The 17,289-nt window shown below is 74.1% G+C and carries 20 protein-coding genes; 12 read left to right on the plus strand and 8 right to left on the minus strand.

The window, feature by feature from the left end; translation table 11 throughout:
• Positions 1-157 precede the first annotated feature (157 nt).
• Together ACIRYZ_RS10540 and ACIRYZ_RS10545 are read left to right on the plus strand one after the other, a co-directional pair.
• Positions 158-895, plus strand: coding sequence for a tyrosine-protein phosphatase (locus tag ACIRYZ_RS10540; RefSeq protein WP_402941972.1), 738 nt, complete (start codon positions 158-160; stop codon positions 893-895).
• Between the two features lie 144 nt (positions 896-1,039).
• Positions 1,040-1,801 carry a Clp protease N-terminal domain-containing protein gene (locus tag ACIRYZ_RS10545; protein WP_402941974.1) on the plus strand — a complete coding sequence of 254 codons (762 nt, stop codon included), beginning with the start codon at positions 1,040-1,042 and terminating at the stop codon, positions 1,799-1,801.
• 75 nt (positions 1,802-1,876) lie between these two features.
• Here ACIRYZ_RS10545 and ACIRYZ_RS10550 read toward each other — a convergent pair whose 3' ends face one another.
• Positions 1,877-2,368, minus strand: coding sequence for an NUDIX domain-containing protein (locus tag ACIRYZ_RS10550; protein ID WP_393028085.1), 492 nt, complete (start codon positions 2,366-2,368; stop codon positions 1,877-1,879).
• Positions 2,369-2,481: 113 nt separating this feature from the next.
• Here ACIRYZ_RS10550 and ACIRYZ_RS10555 point away from each other — a divergent pair, with 113 nt between their 5' ends.
• Positions 2,482-2,817 carry an STAS domain-containing protein gene (locus tag ACIRYZ_RS10555; protein WP_402941976.1) on the plus strand — a complete coding sequence of 112 codons (336 nt, stop codon included), beginning with the start codon at positions 2,482-2,484 and terminating at the stop codon, positions 2,815-2,817.
• On the opposite strand, the gene ACIRYZ_RS10560 is transcribed toward ACIRYZ_RS10555, so the two are convergent.
• From ACIRYZ_RS10560 to ACIRYZ_RS10580, 5 genes are all read right to left on the minus strand, one after another.
• Positions 2,725-3,702, minus strand: a complete 978-nt coding sequence (locus ACIRYZ_RS10560; RefSeq protein ID WP_402941978.1) for a sigma-70 family RNA polymerase sigma factor — start codon at positions 3,700-3,702, stop codon at positions 2,725-2,727. The two genes, ACIRYZ_RS10555 and ACIRYZ_RS10560, sit on opposite strands and share 93 nt — an antisense overlap.
• 70 nt (positions 3,703-3,772) lie before the next feature.
• The gene (locus ACIRYZ_RS10565; RefSeq protein WP_402941980.1) at positions 3,773-5,008 is read right to left on the minus strand and encodes a serine hydrolase domain-containing protein; all 1,236 of its coding nucleotides are present in this window, start codon (positions 5,006-5,008) and stop codon (positions 3,773-3,775) included.
• A 211-nt stretch (positions 5,009-5,219) separates the two neighbouring features.
• Complete coding sequence (locus ACIRYZ_RS10570; RefSeq protein ID WP_402941982.1) at positions 5,220-5,492, minus strand: hypothetical protein; 273 nt, start codon at positions 5,490-5,492, stop codon at positions 5,220-5,222.
• A 120-nt stretch (positions 5,493-5,612) separates the two neighbouring features.
• Positions 5,613-5,879: a UBP-type zinc finger domain-containing protein gene (locus ACIRYZ_RS10575; protein ID WP_393028090.1), complete on the minus strand. Its 267-nt coding sequence runs from the start codon at positions 5,877-5,879 to the stop codon at positions 5,613-5,615.
• A gap of 34 nt (positions 5,880-5,913) precedes the next feature.
• Complete coding sequence (locus ACIRYZ_RS10580) at positions 5,914-6,858, minus strand: helix-turn-helix transcriptional regulator (RefSeq protein ID WP_402941984.1); 945 nt, start codon at positions 6,856-6,858, stop codon at positions 5,914-5,916.
• 162 nt (positions 6,859-7,020) lie between these two features.
• Between ACIRYZ_RS10580 and ACIRYZ_RS10585 the strand changes: the two genes are divergently transcribed.
• Positions 7,021-7,782: an SDR family oxidoreductase gene (locus ACIRYZ_RS10585; RefSeq protein WP_402941986.1), complete on the plus strand. Its 762-nt coding sequence runs from the start codon at positions 7,021-7,023 to the stop codon at positions 7,780-7,782.
• 260 nt (positions 7,783-8,042) lie between these two features.
• Positions 8,043-10,598 carry a lysylphosphatidylglycerol synthase domain-containing protein gene (locus ACIRYZ_RS10590; RefSeq protein WP_402941988.1) on the plus strand — a complete coding sequence of 852 codons (2,556 nt, stop codon included), beginning with the start codon at positions 8,043-8,045 and terminating at the stop codon, positions 10,596-10,598.
• Between the two features lie 11 nt (positions 10,599-10,609).
• Here ACIRYZ_RS10590 and ACIRYZ_RS10595 read toward each other — a convergent pair whose 3' ends face one another.
• The gene (locus tag ACIRYZ_RS10595; RefSeq protein ID WP_387615921.1) at positions 10,610-10,807 is read right to left on the minus strand and encodes a hypothetical protein; all 198 of its coding nucleotides are present in this window, start codon (positions 10,805-10,807) and stop codon (positions 10,610-10,612) included.
• Positions 10,808-10,988: 181 nt separating this feature from the next.
• Between ACIRYZ_RS10595 and ACIRYZ_RS10600 the strand changes: the two genes are divergently transcribed.
• The 6 genes from ACIRYZ_RS10600 to ACIRYZ_RS10625 all read left to right on the plus strand — a co-directional run bounded on the left by ACIRYZ_RS10600 (position 10,989) and on the right by ACIRYZ_RS10625 (position 16,182).
• Positions 10,989-11,456, plus strand: a complete 468-nt coding sequence (locus ACIRYZ_RS10600) for a carboxymuconolactone decarboxylase family protein (RefSeq protein ID WP_402941990.1) — start codon at positions 10,989-10,991, stop codon at positions 11,454-11,456.
• A gap of 195 nt (positions 11,457-11,651) precedes the next feature.
• Positions 11,652-12,296 carry a class I SAM-dependent methyltransferase gene (locus ACIRYZ_RS10605; RefSeq protein WP_402941992.1) on the plus strand — a complete coding sequence of 215 codons (645 nt, stop codon included), beginning with the start codon at positions 11,652-11,654 and terminating at the stop codon, positions 12,294-12,296.
• Entirely contained in the window at positions 12,293-12,871 is a 579-nt protein-coding gene (locus ACIRYZ_RS10610; protein WP_402941994.1) for a TrmH family RNA methyltransferase, read from the plus strand. The genes ACIRYZ_RS10605 and ACIRYZ_RS10610 overlap by 4 nt, the downstream gene beginning before the upstream one ends.
• A 170-nt stretch (positions 12,872-13,041) precedes the next feature.
• Complete coding sequence (locus tag ACIRYZ_RS10615) at positions 13,042-13,929, plus strand: ABC transporter ATP-binding protein (protein ID WP_402941996.1); 888 nt, start codon at positions 13,042-13,044, stop codon at positions 13,927-13,929.
• Positions 13,923-15,494, plus strand: a complete 1,572-nt coding sequence (locus ACIRYZ_RS10620) for an ABC transporter permease (protein WP_402941998.1) — start codon at positions 13,923-13,925, stop codon at positions 15,492-15,494. The genes ACIRYZ_RS10615 and ACIRYZ_RS10620 overlap by 7 nt, the downstream gene beginning before the upstream one ends.
• A gap of 139 nt (positions 15,495-15,633) precedes the next feature.
• Positions 15,634-16,182: a hypothetical protein gene (locus ACIRYZ_RS10625; RefSeq protein ID WP_402942000.1), complete on the plus strand. Its 549-nt coding sequence runs from the start codon at positions 15,634-15,636 to the stop codon at positions 16,180-16,182.
• A 149-nt stretch (positions 16,183-16,331) separates the two neighbouring features.
• On the opposite strand, the gene ACIRYZ_RS10630 is transcribed toward ACIRYZ_RS10625, so the two are convergent.
• The gene (locus ACIRYZ_RS10630) at positions 16,332-16,568 is read right to left on the minus strand and encodes a DUF6059 family protein (protein ID WP_393028099.1); all 237 of its coding nucleotides are present in this window, start codon (positions 16,566-16,568) and stop codon (positions 16,332-16,334) included.
• A 493-nt stretch (positions 16,569-17,061) separates the two neighbouring features.
• On the opposite strand from ACIRYZ_RS10630, the gene ACIRYZ_RS10635 reads away from it, so the two are divergent.
• A complete protein-coding gene (locus ACIRYZ_RS10635) occupies positions 17,062-17,220 on the plus strand; it encodes a thiazolylpeptide-type bacteriocin (protein ID WP_402942002.1) in 159 nt (52 codons plus the stop codon).
• Positions 17,221-17,289 lie beyond the last annotated feature (69 nt).

The raw sequence follows: 17,289 nt of genomic DNA on the forward strand, positions 1-17,289 counted from the left end.
CCCGAGCCGTCTGAACCGCCAGACCGACCGGGCATCGACAACCGCCTGAACTGCCGGTTCCGACAATTCGAACAGTCAGGAACCATCGGAATCCCCCGGGAGTCCTTATAACGAGGGGGTAACGGGACCCCCGAAACGACGAACCGGGGAGCCCACCATGCGGACGAACGCGCTGACCACCACCGAGGACCGCACCCTCGTCTGGGACGGCTGCCTGAACGTCCGCGACCTGGGCGGCCTGCCCACCGCCTCCGGTCGGCCGACCGCCCGCGGGGCGATAGTCCGGGCGGACAACCTGGACCGCCTCACCCGCGAGGGCTGGGACGCCCTCCTCGACCACGGTGTCCGCACCGTGGTCGACCTGCGTGACGCCGCGGAGTACCAGCCGCTCCTCCCGCTCCCCGAGGACGTCGAGCTGATCCGCGTCCCGCTGGACGAACTGGCCGGCTCCGCCTGGTGGGACACCTACGGCCGACTGGACGGCACCCCGCTGGCCCTGCGCCCCTACCTGGACCACTGCCCGCACGCCGCCGTCGCGCTGATCGCCGCGATCGCGGGCGCCCGCCCCGGCGGCCTGGTGGTGCACTGCGGCGCCGGCCGTGACCGCACCGGCCTGGCCGCCCTGCTGCTGCTCGCCCTGGCCGGGGTCGACCGGACCGCGATCACCGAGGACTACCTGCTGAGCGGCCCCAACGTCCGCCCGCTCTACGGGATGCTCGGCCTGCCGGACCCGTACCAGCGGATCGACGCGGTGCTGGTCGAGGCCGGGACCACCGCCGAGGCTGTCCTGGAGTCCACGCTCGACGGGCTCGACCCGGCGAGCTACCTGCTCGCGGCGGGGGCCACGCCGGCCCAGATCGCCGCCGTCCGGGACCGACTGCTGCCCGCCGCCTGAGGCCTGGCCGAGGACCTCACGGGACCCGACCCGGAGCGCGGCCCGGAGTGCGGCCCGGAGTGCGGCCCGGACCGCGGGAACACTACTCACGGGTAGCGTCAACCGATGGTTGACGATCATGGATCGACAACCTATGGTTGACGCATGGAGAATCCCGTTGTTCCCAACACCACTCCGCTGCGCCTCGACGACCTGATCGCCGCAATCAAGAAGGTCCACGTCGACGCGCTCGACCAGCTCTCCGACGCGGTCATCGCCGCCGACCACCTCGGCGACCTCGCCGACCACCTGATCGGCCACTTCGTGGACCAGGCCCGCCGCTCCGGCGCCTCCTGGACCGACATCGGCCGCAGCATGGGCGTCAGCAAGCAGGCCGCCCAGAAGCGCTTCGTCCCCAAGGACCCGGGCACCCTGGCCGACCTCGACCCCAGCCAGGGCTTCTCCCGGTTCACGCCCCGGGCCCGCAAGGTCATGGTGGCCTCGCAGGAGGAGGCCCGGCAGGCGGGCAACGCCGAGATCACCGCCGAGCACATCCTGCTCGGTCTGCTCGCCCAGCCCGAGGGCATCGGGCTCAAGGCGCTCGCAGCCCAGGGCGTCACCCCGGAGGCCGTCCGGGCCGCGGCCACCGCCGCCCTGCCGCCCGCCGTCGAGCAGGCGGTGCCCGCGCTGATCCCGTACGACGCCCAGGGCAAGAAGGTGGTGGAGCTGACCTTCCGCGAGGCGCTCAAGCTCGGACACAACTACGTCGGCACCGAGCACATCCTGCTCGCACTGCTGGAGTGGGAGAACGGGCAGGGCGTGCTCGCCGGGCTGAAGGTGGACAAGTCCGAGGCGGAGACCTTCACCTCGGAGGCCATCGCCGCCATCATCGCCGCCCGCGACGCGGAGGCCGAGCAGCAGCAGTGAGGAACCGGCGCCCCGCCCCGGACGGAACTCCCGTCCGGGGCAGGGCACTTCCGTGCGCTGCCGGTCAACCGCGCGCTAGAACCCGGAGATGTGGGTGGTGACGATCCGGACCCGGCCGTCGACGACCGCCTCCAGCGCCGCCCGCAGTCGGGCCGAACGGGCCGGGCCGAGCAGTTCCAGCGCCTCCTCGACGGGGGCCCAGCGGTAGGTGTCCAACTCACCGGCCGGGACGGTCACGGGGGTGCCGTCCGGGACGGTGCCGAAGTCGAACATGAAGTGCTCGGCCGGGTGGTCCAGTTCGCCCGAGGGGTGGGTCCAGGAGACGGCCAGCAGCTCGCCGGCCTCCCGCACGATGCCGGTCTCCTCCTCCAACTCCCGCGCGGCGCACTCGACCGGGCCCTCGCCCAGGTCGATCGTCCCGCCCGGGAACTGCCAGTGCTCGCGGTACCCCGCCTTCACGATCAGGATCCGGCCGGACTCGTCGCGCAGCAGGCAGCCCGCCGCCGCGTAGATCCGGGGCAGCGAGGCCAACCATTCCTCGCGGGACCTCAAGGGCTCGGCCGTCACTGTGTTCCTCCTCGGGCAGGGTGGGTGCGGTCGCCCCCACTCTGCCATCGGACGATCCGACGCGGATCCGCCCCGGACCGATGAGTCCGCGCCCTCCCGAGGGTCCAACCGGTATGAGGACCACACCGGACGAAGCCGTACTGACCTGTGACCTGGGCGCGCTGACCGCCCCCGACCTGGCCGTCGTCGACGCCCTCGCCCGGCTGCGGCTGGCCGCCGCCCGGCACGGGGTCGGCCTGGTGCTGCTGAACGCGGGCGGCCCGCTGCGGGAGCTGCTCGCGTTCAGCGGGCTCTCGGCGCTGCTGCCGGGAGCGGCGGATCCGCTGGACCTCGCGGAACTCGTGGAGCCGGCGTGGCTACTCGGCGTCCAGGCGGGACGGGAGGCCGAAGAGCGGGAAGAGCACGTCGGTGTCCAGGAAGTTGGTGAAGCCGGTGATCCGGCCCTCTGACACCTCCAGGACGATCAGCGCCCACGGCTCGTGCCCGCCCGCCGGGCTCGGCCGGTACTGGGCGAAGGCCGGGCCGCCGTTGGCCGTCACCGGCAGCAGCCGGGAGCCCCGGCAGCCGTGCCCCGGGCCCAGCATCCAGGCCCGGATCTCGTCCTGCCCCTGCAGCCACATCGCGAACGGCGGCATGTTGAGCGTGACGTCCTCGTGCAGCAGCGCGGCCAGGCCATCCATGTCGTACGCCTCGAAGGCGCGGACGTAGCGGTCCAGCAGAGCGCGGTGGTCCGCGTCCAGTGCCGGGGCCGGGCGGACGGCCGAGGCGTCCGTGGCGAGCACCGCGCGGGCCCGCTGCAGCGCGCTGTTGACCGAGGCGATCGTGACGCCGAGCAGTTCGGCCACCTCGGCGGCCTTCCAGCCGAACACCTCGCGCAGGATCAGCACCGCCCGCTGCCGGGGCGCGAGGCGCTGCAGCACGGCGACGAAGGCCAGCTTCACCGACTCTCGCTGGGCGGCCACCTCGGCCGGGTCCCCCGTCTCGGGGAGCACCCGGCCGTCCGGCGCGGGGCCGATCCAGGTCACCTCGGGCAGCTGGGTGCCGCTCGCGGTGGCCACCGTCACCGGCCCGGCCAGGTCCATCGGACGGGCCCGGGCGCCCCGGCCGTTCAGCGCGTCCAGGCAGACGTTGGTGGCTATCCGGTACAGCCAGGAGCGCAGCGCGGCCCGGCCCTCGAAGCCCTTGTGCCCGCGCCAGGCCCGGATCATGGTCTCCTGCACCGCGTCCTCGGCCTCGAAGACCGAGCCGAGCATGCGGTAGCAGTAGCCCGTCAACTCCGTGCGGTACCGCTCCAACTGGAGCTCGACCGGCTCCTCCGTGATCACCTCGGTCATGGTTGCCCCCGTCGCCCCGCCGTGTTCTGATGCGTCGACAGGAACCTAGCGCACGGCGCTGACAGTCGGGTCACTGCTTGCCGTACGCCTGACCGGAACCGAAGCCGGTGGTCAGCAGCTTCCACTGGGTGGGGGCCTCCTGGCCGTCGATGCCGGTCGGGTTGAGGCTGACCACCACGGTGCGGGAGAGGTCACGGGTGGCGAAGACCGCGCTGGTGTAGCCGGGGCGGGAGCCGGTCTTGCCCCAGACCTCGGTGCCGTTGGGCAGGACGGCGCGCAGCAGGCCGCCCTTGCTGAAGCAGGCATGCCCGGCGGTCGGGCCGATGTCGCAGTTCTTGTTGTGGTGGTTCGGCAGGTCGGGGACGTCGAACAGCTCGGCCTGCTGGGCGGGCGGCAGCAGGCGGCCGCGGAAGAGGGCGCCGAAGAAGTGCTCCAGGTCGGTGGCGGAGGAGATCATGCCGCCCTCGGCCCACGGGTACGGGCTCTGCTCGGTGACGTCCACCCGGTCGGTGCTGCCGTCGGCGGCCTTGACGTCCACGTAGCCGGTGGCGTGCGGGCCGCGGATGTCGAGGTCGTCGGCGTCCGGGACGTAGGTGGCGTGCAGGCCGAGCGGGCGGGTGATCCGCTGCCGCACCTGGTTCGCGTAGGTGTCGCCGGTGACCTTCTCGATCACCATGCCGGCGATGAAGTAGTTGTTGCCGTTGTACTGCTGGGCGGTTCCGGGCGGGAAGCTCATCGGCTGGGTGAGCATGTCGGCCACCACCTGCTCGGGGGTGAACCCGTCCGCCTTGTGCGCGGCGAACCACCCCGTGCTGCCGTCCCCGGAGGTCATGCCGCCGCCCCCGGGCAGACCGCTGGTGTGGTCGAGCAACTGCCCGACGGTGACCGGCGGGTAGTCGGCCGGGAGCAGACCGGGCAGGTACTGCTGGACGGTGCCGTTCAGGTCGACCTTGCCCTCGGCGACGAGCTGGAGCATCACCGTCGCGGTGAACACCTTGGTGATGCTGCCGATCCGGAACCTCGCGTCGGCCGGGACGTCGTCCCCGGAGGTGCCGCGCCAGCGGGCGTCCGGGCCTGCGGTGCGCACCAGGGCGCCGGTGATGCCGCCGGGGAGCGCGTGGACGGCCGCGTCGAGGGCGTCCCGGTCGAGCGGGCCGGGTCGGGACGTCGCGGTGGCGGCGGCGGTGGCGGCAGGCGGGGCGTCGGCGGCCAGGGCGGGGGACGCGGCGCCGACCGTGACGGCGGCGAGCAGCGCGCCGGCCGCCGCGAGGGTGGTCCAACGACGGCTGGGCGTGGGGGCGTTCATGCGGGGACTCTCCAACGGCGATGCGCCCGGAGGGGGCGGCGGCTCGGACAGGACCGAGTCTTCGGGAGAGCGGCCTCGCGCGACATCGGGGAACGCCCGGAGACAGCCCGGAGACGCCCCGGACAACGCCCCTGATCATGCGCCAGGGGCGGATGCCCGGGTCGCGGCATCCGCCCCCGCGGGGCCGTCGGGCGGCGTCGGGCTCCGCCGGTCAGTGGGCGGAGTGCTTCTCCGCGCCGCGGTGCCGGTGCCCCTTGAGCTCCGCGTGCATCGACGGTGCGGCGTGCATCGCCGAGGTCGCCGCGTCGCGCCCGCCGTGGCGGAAGGCGTCGCCGGAGAGGTGTCCGGCGCCGTAGGAGGACATGGCCGCGGTGCGCGGCTTCGGTCCGAGGCTGCTGGGCGTGCTCGCCATGCCCCGGCGTTCCAGCAGGTCCTGGGTGCCCTGGCGGAGCTTGGCGGTGCTGCCCGGGGTTCGCTTGGTCATCGTCGGCCTCCCTTCGGCGGCCACGGCCGGACGGATACCGAGCCGGAGGGCCGCACGGGCGTTATGTCCGGATTTTATCCGGGTTGTGGGCCGGTGCCACCGGGACGGCCCCCGCCCCGGTCAGCCCATGACCTCGTGGACGAAGCACCAGCGCCAGTCCTCCCCCGGCTCGTAGGAGCGGATCACCGGGTGGGAGGTGTCGTGGAAGTGTGCGGTGGCGTGCCGCTGCGGCGAGAAGTCGCAGCAGCCGATGTGGCCGCAGTCCAGGCAGACCCGCAGGTGCACCCAGTCCCGGCGCCCCTGGGCCAGGCAGTCGGCGCAGCCGTCGGTGGGCGGGAGGGGCTCGATGTCCCGGGGGGCCATAGCGAGGTCTTCGCAGGCGCTCATGGTCGAAGGCTATGACGGCCCGGGCCGGGTCGCCTCAGGAGACGCCCGGGGTCCCGGCGGCCGCGCCCGGTGCCGTGCCGGGCCTCGTGCCGGGGGCTGCGCCCGGTGCCGTACCGGGTGTTGCGTCGGCGGCCGTCCAACTGGCCAGCAGGGCCAGCTTCTGGGCGGTGGGCGAGTCCGGCTGGGCGGTGTAGACGACCAGGACCTGGTCCGGGGAGCCGTTGACGTCCAGGGTCTCGTAGCCGAAGTCGAGTTCGCCGACCAGCGGGTGCCGCAGCTGCTTGCTGCCGCTGCTCTTGTCCCGGACCAGGTGGTCCGCCCAGAGCCGGCGGAACTCCTCGCTGCGCAGCGACAGTTCGCCGACCAGCGCGGTCAGGGCCGGGTCCTCGGGGTGCAGTCCGGCGTCCCGGCGCAGAAAGGCGACGGTCTCCGAGGCGACGGCGTCCCACTGGCGATAGTGGTCGCGGGCAGCCGGGTCGAGGAAGACGTGCCGGGCCTGGTTGGGCGCGGCGTTCGGGTTGGCCTCCGAGTGCGGCCTGACGTCCGGGCGGGCCGAGAAGCCGCTCACCGCGTCGCCCAGCGCGTTCCAGGCCAGGACGTCCATCCGGCGGCCCAGAACGAAGGCCGGCACCCCGGCCATCAGGCCCAGCAGCAGCCGCGTCCCCGGGCGGACCTTCTGGGCGCCCCGTACCCGGGCGGCCGAGGCCTTCGGCGGTCGGGTCAGCGAACGCAGGTGCGCCGCCTCCGTCCCGTCCAGCCGCAGCACCCGGGCCACCGCGTCCAGCACCGCGTCCGAGGCGCTGCCGCCGCGGCCCTGCTCCAGCCGGACGTAGTAGTCCACACTGACTCCCGCGAGCTGCGCCACCTCCTCCCGGCGCAGGCCCTGCACCCGGCGGCGGCCGTGCGAGGGCAGGCCCACGTCCTCCGGCTGGATCCGGGCCCGGCGCGAGCGGAGGAAGTCCCCCAGGGTGTTCTCCATGGCAGGCAGCGTAATCGTGGGGTGCGGCGCGAGGGTGGTACTGGCTTTCCCAGGAAGGGAGTTCCCGGGCTGGGCTGTCCCAGGAAGGGCGCGGCCCTGGGTGGACGTGCGCGGCGTGCCCAGAGTGGTCGTCGTCAGCCCGATCCTCCCGAGGAGTCCTCGATGAGCTACCCCGCCCTCGCCACCCGCACCGCCGTCGTCACCGGAGCCGCCAGCGGCATGGGCGCCGCCACCGCCCGGCTGCTCGCCGCCGACGGCGCCCGGGTCGCGCTGCTCGCCCGTCGCACCGACCGGATCGAGGCGCTCGCCGCCGAGATCGCCGCAGCCGGCGGGCAGGCCCTCGCCGTCACCGCCGACATCACCGACCAGGCCTCGGTCGACGCCGCCGCCGAGGCCGTCCACGACGCGTACGGCCGAATCGACCTGGTGGTCAACAACGCCGGGGTGATGCTGCCCAACCCGCTCGCCGACGGCCGGATCGACGAGTGGACCCGCATGGTCGACACCAACCTCACCGGCGCGCTGCGGATCGTCCGCGCCTTCACCGAGGACCTCATCGCGGCCGCCGCTGACGGCCGCACCGCCGACCTGGTCAACGTCTCCTCGATCGCCTCGCACGTCGCCTTCCCCGACTACGCCGTGTACGGCGCCACCAAGGCCGCGCTCACCCAGCTGTCCGCCGCCCTGCGCAGCGAACTCGGCCCGCGCGACGTCCGGGTCAGCGCGATCGAGCCCGGCCTGACCGACACCGAGCTCGGCGGGCACATCGACAACCCGGTGCTGCGGGAACAGCTCGGCGGCATGTTCGCCGCCATCCCGGCGCTCGGCACGGAGGACATCGCCGACCTGATCGCCTACACCGTCAGCCGGCCGCGGCACGTGAACCTGCGCCACCAGGTGGTGCTGCCGACCCGGCAGGCGTAGCGGCCGGGTCGGGCAGCCGTAGCGGCCGCGCGGAATCCCCGTTCCGGGGTCACGGGTGGCATGGGAGCATGCCACCCGTGGTGATCGTGACGGGGAGAGCGAACGACGACACCGGCGGGGGCGGCGGCGGTGCCTCCTCCACCGGGCGGACGGATACCGGTGGGGGCATACCCAGGCAGCCTGGAACGCGGGAGCCCGGACCCCGGGTGCCCAGGGCCGGGCAACCCGGAGACAGCCGGTCCGGGGCCCGGCCGCCCCGGATGCGGCCGCTCACCGACACCGGCCGGATCCGGCAGCCCGTCGCCCTGCTCCGGTTGCTCACCGGCCTGCTCGCGATCGCGGTCACCCTGCTGCTCGCCGACTACGCCCGCGCCACCACCGGGGGCTTCGCCGCCGACGTCGCCGAAGCCGCCGCACTGGTGCCGCGCCCCCTGGCCGGCCTCGCCGGCGGGCTCACCACGGCCGCCGTCCTGCTGCTGCCGGTCGGACTCGCCGCCCGCCGGCTGCTCGGCCCGGACCGGCGGCGCGCCCTCCAACAGGTCTCCGACGGGCTGCTCGCCGCCGTCCTCGCGTACGGCGCCACCCTCGTCCTCGACCTGTGGGCCGACGACCTCGCCCCGGCCTCACTGGTCGCCGCGCTCACCCAGCGGCTGCCCGCCGACGTACTCGCGCACACCGAACCCGTCTACGGCTACCTCGCGCCCGTCCTCGCCTTCATGACCGCCTCCGGCAGCCGCGAACGGCGCCTGCCCGGGGCCGTCCTCGCCCTCTCCGGCCTCGCCGGACTGGCCGGCGGCTACGCCACCCCCACCGCACTGCTGCTCGGCCTGCTCATCGGCTGGACCGGCGCCCACCTCACCCTTTACGCCGTCGGCACCCCGGACCCCCGGCCCCGGCCCGGCGAGGTGCTGCGGGCCCTGCGGGACAGCGGGCAGCGGCCGGTCGAGGCCCTCCCCGTCGGGCCGGACCGCTACCGGATCCGGCAGGCCGAGGGGTGGCCCGAACTCGACGTCCAGCTGCTCGACCGGCAGGCCGTCACCGCCGCCGCCGTCCGGCGCGCCTGGCGCCGGCTGCGGCTGCGCACCGCCCCGCACCCCCGTGCACTGCGCTCCCCGCGCACCGGGCTGGAGCACGAGGCGCTGGTCACCTACGCGGCCCTCGCCGCCGGCGTCCGCACCCGCCGCATCGCCGCCACGGCCGGCCTCGGCCACGACACCGCCCTCATCGCGTACGAGCACCTGGCCGGCCGCACCCTGGACCAGCTCGCCGACGAGGAGATCACCGACGGCCTCCTCGCCGACACCTGGCGCCAACTCGCCCTCCTCCAGCGCCGCGAGATCGCCCACCGCGCCCTGGTCCCCGCCTCCCTGCTGATCGACGACAACGGCGCCGTCCACCTGGTCGACTTCGCCGACGGCGACATCGCGGCCAGCGAACTCGTGCTCCGCTGCGACATCGCCCAGCTCCTCACCACCCTCGCCCTGCGCACCGGCGCCGCCCGCTCCGTCCACACCGCCACCACCGTCCTCGGCCCCGACCCGGTCGCCGCCGCCCTCCCCCTCCTCCAACCCATCGCCCTCGCCCGCACCACCCGCCAGGCCCTCAAACAGCACGCGAAGCCGAAGGCCGGCGCCGCACAGGACACGGCCTCGGCCACCGCGGCGCCGACCGAGAGCACGCACCAGGCGCAGCCGGGCGCCGGAGCCGACCTGTCGGCCCCCGCGCTGGTGACCGCGTCCGGCAACGGATCCGCCACGGCCGCCGACGGGCAGCCCCAGGGCCCCCGCAGCGCCGAGGACACGTCCGGGGGGTTGTTGGAGGAGATCCGGGCGGAGGTGGTGCGGGGGCGGCCGGAGGTGGTCGGGCGGCCGGTGCGGTTGGAGCGGTTGCGGCCGCGGACCCTGCTCGCCGTGGTGGGCGGGGTGGTGGCCGGATGGCTGCTGATTCCGCAGTTCTTCGCGGCGGAGGACAATCCGGTCGCGGCGCTGGCCGACGCCGATCCGTGGTGGCTGGTGCTGGCGCTGGTGGCGGCGGGGCTGAGCCATGTGGCGGCGGCGATGGGATTCGTCGGGTTCGTGCCGGAGCGGCTGGACTTCCGCAACGCGGTGCTGGCGCAGTTGGCCGGGGCGTTCGTGAAGCTGGTGTCGCCCGGGGGCGTCGGCGGGATCGCCTTGAACACCCGGTTGTTGCAGCAGGCGAACATCCCGACCGCGCAGGCGCTGTCCAGCGTCGGGGTGGGGCAGTTGATCGGGCTGGTGCTGCACCTGCTGCAGCTGGGGGCCTTCGTCTACCTGGTGGACGCGCGGCCGGGCGGTTCGGAGCTGGAGGCGCTGCCCCCCGTGGTGGCCGGGCTGGCGGTGGCCGCGGTGCTGCTGGCGGTGGTGTGGTCGATCCGGCCGGCCCGGCAGTGGCTGGCGGCGCGGCTGCGGCCGTTGACGGCCGAGGTTCTGCCCCGGCTGCTGGACCTGCTGCGCAACCCCGGACGGCTGGCCGTCGGGGTGGCCGGGCAGCTGCTGGTGTCGCTCTGCCTGATCGCCTGCCTGTACTGCTGCATCCGCGCGGTCGGCCGGGTGCCGTCCTTCGCCTCGGTGGCGGTGGTGTTCCTGGTTTGCAACGCAGCGGGCAACGCGGCGCCGACCCCGGGCGGGGCAGGCGCGGTGGAGTTGGCGCTGGCCGGGGGGCTGCAGCTGACCGCGTCGATGGAGAAGGGCGGGGCGACGGTGGCGGTGGTGCTGTTCCGGCTGCTGACGCTGATCCTGCCGGTGCTGCCGGGTTGGGCGGCGATGACCTGGCTGCAGCGCCGCAAGGCGCTGTAGGACGGCGGGTCCTACTCCCGGTAGTCGTCCTCGTCGAGCTGGACCACCCGGCTCTGTTCGGCGGCGTCCGCGACGTCGGTGGCCGGGTCCGCACCGAGGGCCCGGCGTTCGGCGACCTCGTCGTACTCGCCGCCGGTGGTTTCCTCGTCGTCGGGTTCGACGGTTTCGACGACCTCGTCGATCAGGTAGTCCTCGTGATTCTGCGGCATGGCGTCCGTCCTCGCTGTTCGGAGGCTTCACGGGTGGCGGTACTGGCAGTATCCGCCGCCGGGCGCCCGGACGCGATGCGCCGGGGCCGCTCCGGCGTGTTGCCCCGAGCGGAATTGACCCACGAAACAGGTGGTCCAATGACCCAGGGAACGGGTGCATTCCGCGCCTAGGGTCGTAGCCATGACGACGAACGGCACCACCGCCGCCCCCGCCCGCCTCGACTACGCCCGCACCGCCCCGAAGGTATTCCGCGCGATGATCGCCCTGGACGCCGCCGCCCGTGAGGGCCTGGACCCGGCGCTGGTCGAGCTGGTGCAGATGCGCACCTCGCAGCTGAACGGCTGCGCGTACTGCCTGGACATGCACGCCAAGGACGCCCGCAAGGCCGGCGAGACCGACGAGCGGATCTACCTGCTGCCGGTCTGGCACGAGGCCCCGGCCGGGGTGTACAGCGAGCGCGAGCGGGCCGCGCTGGCACTGGCCGAGGAGATCGCGCGGATCGACGGCGGGGTCCCCGACCCGGTGTACGCCCGGGCCGCCGAGCACTTCGGGGAGGCGGAGCTGGCACAGCTGATCTCGGTCTGCTTCACCATCAACGCCTGGAACCGGATCAACGTGGCCACCCGCAAGACCCCGGGCACGCTGTAGCGGCCGCCCGCACCGTCGTCGCCCCGCGGGCGGGAGTCCGAGGACGGGCCCCGCGTCCACGCGGAACGCGCCGCAGGCCACCGGGGGTACGATCGGTGCCGTACCCAGGGCTCACCCGTACCCACCCGGTGGCCCCGAGGCCCTTACGAACGACGGCCCCCGCGAACGACGGCCGCAACGAACGACGGGAAGTTCATGTCCGGCTCGCACTACTTCACCGGTGCACCCGAGGTCGCCAGCGAGCGCCGGCCGATCACGGTCTCCCTCCCGGACGTCACCCTGGAACTGACCACCGACGCCGGGGTGTTCTCCCGCAGCCGACTCGACCCGGGCACCCGGATCCTGCTGGAGCACGCCCCGCAGCCGCGGGTGCGCGGCCCGATCCTGGACGTCGGCTGCGGCTACGGCCCGATCGCGCTGACCTGGGCGACCCGGCGCCGACGGCTGCCGGTGTGGGCGGTGGACGTCAACGAGCGGGCGCTCGAACTGGTGCGGCTGAACGCCGAGGTACTGCGGCTGGGCAACGTCCAGGCCGCGCTGCCGGACGACGTCCCGGAGGACGTCCGCTTCGCCACCATCTACTCCAACCCGCCGATCCGGATCGGCAAGTCCGCGCTGCGCAAGCTGCTGACGCACTGGCTCGGCCGGCTGACCCCGGACGGCTCGGCGTTCCTCGTGGTGCAGAAGCACCTGGGCTCGGACTCGCTGCAGAAGTGGCTCAACGAGCAGGGCTACCCGACCTCCCGGGTCACGTCGGTCAACGGGTTCCGGATTCTGGAAGCACGGCCCCGCCCGGATGCGGGCGAGGGCTCCGAGAGTGGACGGGGTACCACGTCGTGAAGCAGTTGCGCGGGACCGAACTGAAGCGTCTGCACCGCTCGTGGCGGCGCAGCAACGAGTTCCGGCTCGCGATGATCCTGGAGAACCTGCAGTCGCCGTTCAACGTCGGCTCGGTGGTCCGGACCGGGGCCGCGATGGGTGCCGAGAAGCTGTACCTGACCGGGGACACCCCGTCGGTGCGCTCGTCCGGTGCGCAGAAGGCCGCGATGGGCACCGACAAGTACCTGAAGGTCGAGCACTTCCCGACCGTCGCCGAGGCGGTGGCGGCCGCGAAGGCGGACGGCTTCAAGGTGGTCGGGCTGGAGCTGGCCGACGAGGCGGTGCCGATGTTCGCCGCCGAGCTGACCCCGGCGGTGGCCTTCGTCCTCGGGCACGAGGACCGCGGGATCACGCCCGAGGCGCTGGCGCTCTGCGACCAGGTGGTGTTCGTGCCGCAGCTGGGCCGGGTCGGCTCGCTGAACGTCTCGGCGGCCGCGACGGTGGCCTGCTACGAGGCGCGCCGCCAGGGGTACGCGATCAGCGGCACCCCGGACGGCAGCGACCTCGGCGGCGACCTCGGCGGCGACGAGGACTAGGTCCGTACGACCGCGACAACGGTGGCGGGGTGGGCCCGACGGCCCGCCCCGCCGCCGTTTTTCACCCGCCGCTTTCCGCGCGCCGCTTTCCGCACGCCGCTTTCCGCACGCCGCGGATCTCTGCCATATGGCAGATGTCGGCAGTCGCCCCGACCGGAAGCATTCCGGGGGTGACCGAACTGCAGATCCTCGACCTGACCAAGGAGTACCGCGGCGGCCGGCGCGCGGTGGACTCCTTCTCACTGACGCTCCGGCCCGGGGTGCTCGGCCTGCTGGGGGCCAACGGCGCCGGCAAGTCGAGCCTGATGCGCATCCTGGCCACGGTCACCCGGCCGACCTCGGGCCGGGTGCTGTGGGAGGGCGTCGACATCGCCCGCCGACCCGGGCCACTGCGCCGCACCGTCGGCTACCTGCCGCAGGACTTCGGCGTCTACCCCCAGCTCACCGCCCGCGAGTTCCTCGGCTACCTGGCCGCCGCCAAGGGGCTGCGGCGGCGCTCGGCCAGGGACCGGATCGAGGAGCTGCTCCAGCTGGTGAACCTGTCCGGGGCGGCCGGGCAGCGGCTGGGCGCGATGTCCGGCGGGATGCGCCAGCGGGTCGGCATCGCCCAGGCGCTGCTCAACGACCCGGCGCTGCTGATCGTGGACGAGCCCACGGTCGGGCTGGACCCGGAGGAGCGGCTGCGCTTCGGCAGCCTGCTGAGCGGGCTCGGCGCCGACCGGATCGTCGTACTGTCCACCCACATCGTCCCGGACGTGGCCGCCACCGCCGACCGGATCGCCGTGATGGGCGACGGCCGGCTGCTGCACCACGGCAGCCCGGAGGAGCTGCTGCGCGGCGCCGAGGACTCGGTCTGGGAACTGACCGTGACGGCCGATCAACTCCCGTCGCTGCGTTCGCGGTTCCTGCTCGGCGGCACCACCCGCACCCCGCAGGGGGTCCGGGCCCGGGTGCTGTCCGGACACCCGCCGGCACCCGGGGCGCAGCCCGTACCGCCCCGGCTGGAGGACGCGTACCTGCTGCTCACCGCCGGGCCCGAGCGGGTGCCGGCGTGCTGACCAGGATCGGGGCGCTCGCGCTGGCCGACTTCCGGGAGCGCCGGCGGCGGCCGGGCTACCTGGTGGTGCTGATCGGCACGCTCGCGCTGGGGCTGCTGGCCGCACCGGTGGGCGACTCCCGCTGGGAGGTGTTCCAGGTGACCGACCTGCACGGCCGCTACACCAGCGGCTACGTGGGAACGGTGACGGCGCTCGGCGGGGCGGTCTGGCTGTCGCTGGCGGGCTTCGGGATCGCCCGGGGCACGGTCGTCCGGGACGAGGAGAGCGGCGTCGGCCAGCTGCTCGCCGCCACCCCGCTGAGCCGGATCGGCTATCTGGCGGGCAAGTTCGGCAGCAACCTGCTGCTGTTCGGCTCGATGCTGCTCGCGCTGGCCGGGACGGCGCTCGGCGTGCAGCTGGTCAAGGGGGACTCGGACCGGGTGGACGTGGTGCGGCTGCTGCTGCCGTACGTCCTGATCACGCTGCCGCTGCTGGCGGCGGTGGCCGGGTGCGCGGTGCTCTTCGACACCGTGCGCGGGCTGCGCGGCGGACTGGGGGCGATGCTCTGGTTCGCGGTCTGGCTGGTCCTGGTGCTGGGCGCGCAGGCCGGCGGCGGGCCTGACCTGCTGGGCATGCGGCGGATCACCGCGTCGATCCGGGAGGTGCTCGCGGCGGGCGGGCGGCCGGTGAACGGGGTGGAGTTCGGGGTCGGCCTGACCGCGGACAACCGGGTGACCGGCACCTTCGACTGGCCCGGCCTCGGGCCGGGCGAGGCGGTCGGACCGGCAGCCACGGGGGTGCTGCTGGTCGGCGCGGCGGTGGGGATCGCACTGGTCGGCGCGCTCTGGTTCGGCCGCTTCGACGGGGCCGGGGCCGGTCGGAGCGCCCACCCCGCCACGGCCCCGGACGCGCGGGCACCCGCGGTCGAGGCCGGGACCGCCCCGGCCGGCTTCGCCCTCGACCCGGCCCGGCTGACCCCGGCCCGGGAGGGCCGCAGCGGCCTCGCCGCCGTACTCGGGGAGCTGCGGATCCTGGAGCAGGGCCGACAGCTGTGGTGGTGGGCCGGGGCAGGCGTGCTGGCCGTGGCCGCGGCCGGCGTCGCCCCGGACGGGCCGAGCCACCCGTTGCTGCCGTTCGCGATGCTCTGGCCGGTGCCGCTCTGGTCCCGGCTGGGCCACCGGGCGGGCGGCGGCAGCGTCGGCGAGCTGCTCGGCGCCTGCCCGTCCCCGCTGCGCCGGGGGCTGGCCGGGCTGCTCGCCGGGATCCTCCCCGCGCTGGCGGTGACGGCCGTGCCGGCCGTGCGGCTGCTCGGCGCCGGGCAGTCCCGGGCCGCGGCGGGGGCGCTGGCGGGGGCGCTGCTGGTCCCGGCGCTGGCGCTGCTGTTCGGCAGCCTCACCCATGGCCCCCGGCTGTTCCAGACCGTCTACCCGCTGCTCTGGTACGGGATGGTCAACCACGTCGCCGGGCTGGACTTCCTCGGCGTCTCCGGGGAGCGGGCCCCGGCCCCGGCGGCGGTCGCGGGTGTCGCCGCGGCACTGGCGGCGGCCGCGCTCGCCCTGGACGCGGTGCGGCACGCCACCCGCTGAGTCCCCCGGAGGAGGACCGGTTCCCCCGCCAGGGGGAGCCGGTCCGTTCGTACGGCGGAGGCCGCGCCCGGGGGTCGGCTGGGAGCTTGGAGGCAGCCGGGCAGCAGCCCGACTCCCTTCTTCCCGTAGAGGATCGACCATGCGCAAGACCACCGCCGCCGTCGCACTCGCCACCGCCGTCACGGCCCTCGCCGCCGGAACGGCGGGCACCGCCGCGGCCGCACCCGTACCGGCCGGGCACCTCGCCCTGCACAGCTGGACCCTGCTCAACGAGCGCGGCCCGGGCCCCAACCCGGGCGAGCGGCTCACCGCCCGCGTCGACGCCCGGACGGTCGACGGCCGCGCCCGGGGGCACGCCGTGGCCCAGCACGTCTTCAAGGACGGCACCGTCCGGGTCGAGTTCGACATCGACTGCCTGAAGGTCGACGGCAGCGGTGCGGTCACCGTCACCGGGCCGATCGATAGCGTCACCGTCACCCCGGTCGGCAGCCGGCCGACCACCACACGGCCCGGCTGGCACCCCGAGGCCGGGCTGACCTACTACCCGGCCGACGAACACGGCGAACGCCGGGTCGGCTGGGCCGCCTCCGACTACCGGGACCCGAACACACCGGCCAAGGTGACCAAGTGCACCCCCGTCCCGGCCGACCTCTGGGTCATCGAAGGCAGGACCGTCCTGCACCGGTAGCGGCGCCCCGGCGGCCCGGAGCGGTCAGCCCGGCGTCGGCCGAGCGCCGGCGCCGCGCACGACCGTCGTGGGCATGACGTCGCCTTCGTCGACCCGCACCCGGTCCGCCAGGAACGCGACGAGCCCATCGCCGGCCTCGCCGCCCTCGCCTACCTCGACCAGTAGCCCGGCAGATCGACCAACTGGCTCCACAACCCCCGCTCCACCGCCGTCATCCCGACGTCCCCCACCACCCGCTCCGGATGCCCCGGCCCCGGCCCCACCAACCCGCCCGCCTCAGCCGCGGCCACCGCCCCCGCCACATGCGCCTGCCCGAGCGCCACCAGCCCCGCCCCCAGCCGCCCCCAGAAGCCCCCGACCCGCCGCCACCACACCCCACGCGCCATCCCCCCAGCCTGCCCGCACCACCTCGAACCCCCCTCGACCCGCGCTCCCGCCCCGCCCAACACAAAGGCCCGGTCAGAACATCTGACCGGGCCTTCCGCATCTGAGCCGCCTGCGGGATTCGAACCCGCGACCTACGCATCAGGGGTGCAACACGGATCGTAACCAGCCATGCCCAACGGTGACCGGCGATCGCACGCCGCCTCCTGGGTCCATCGAGACCTACCCACCATCGCCCCCGACGGCAGCGAGACCCGCATGACTGCCGGTGGGCCGGTGCCACAGGAGAACGCCCGACGGCGCGTCCGGGTGCCGGTGAATACCGAGCCAAGCCGAACATTTCCAGGGCAGAGCAGATTTCGCATTTGGTTGTGAAAGGTGCTCCCGTTCGACAGTATTCGATGTCTATGATGGACGGTGTCCGGTCTGCGGATTCGTTCCAGCCGGGCCGAGTTCCGTCATATCCAGAAATCATGCCAAGAACAGGGGGTAGCCATGTCCTTCGACACGGCTGTTGACGAGGTGCTGGACTTCAGCGAGTTCACCATCGCGGAGATCGAGTCCGTAGACCTGCCGGACACGGTCGGCCTGCCGGCCATGGGGGCGTCGCATGCGTCGATCGGCTGCTGCTCCTGCTGCAGCAGCAGCTCCTGATTGATGAACTGCCGGGCCGGGGATGCGTGTTGGCATCCCCGGCCCGGCGCTTGCCTGGTGGTCGAGGTG

Origin of the sequence: Kitasatospora sp. NPDC101155, assembly GCF_044768305.1 — a bacterium.
Classification (GTDB): Bacteria; Actinomycetota; Actinomycetes; order Streptomycetales; family Streptomycetaceae; genus Kitasatospora.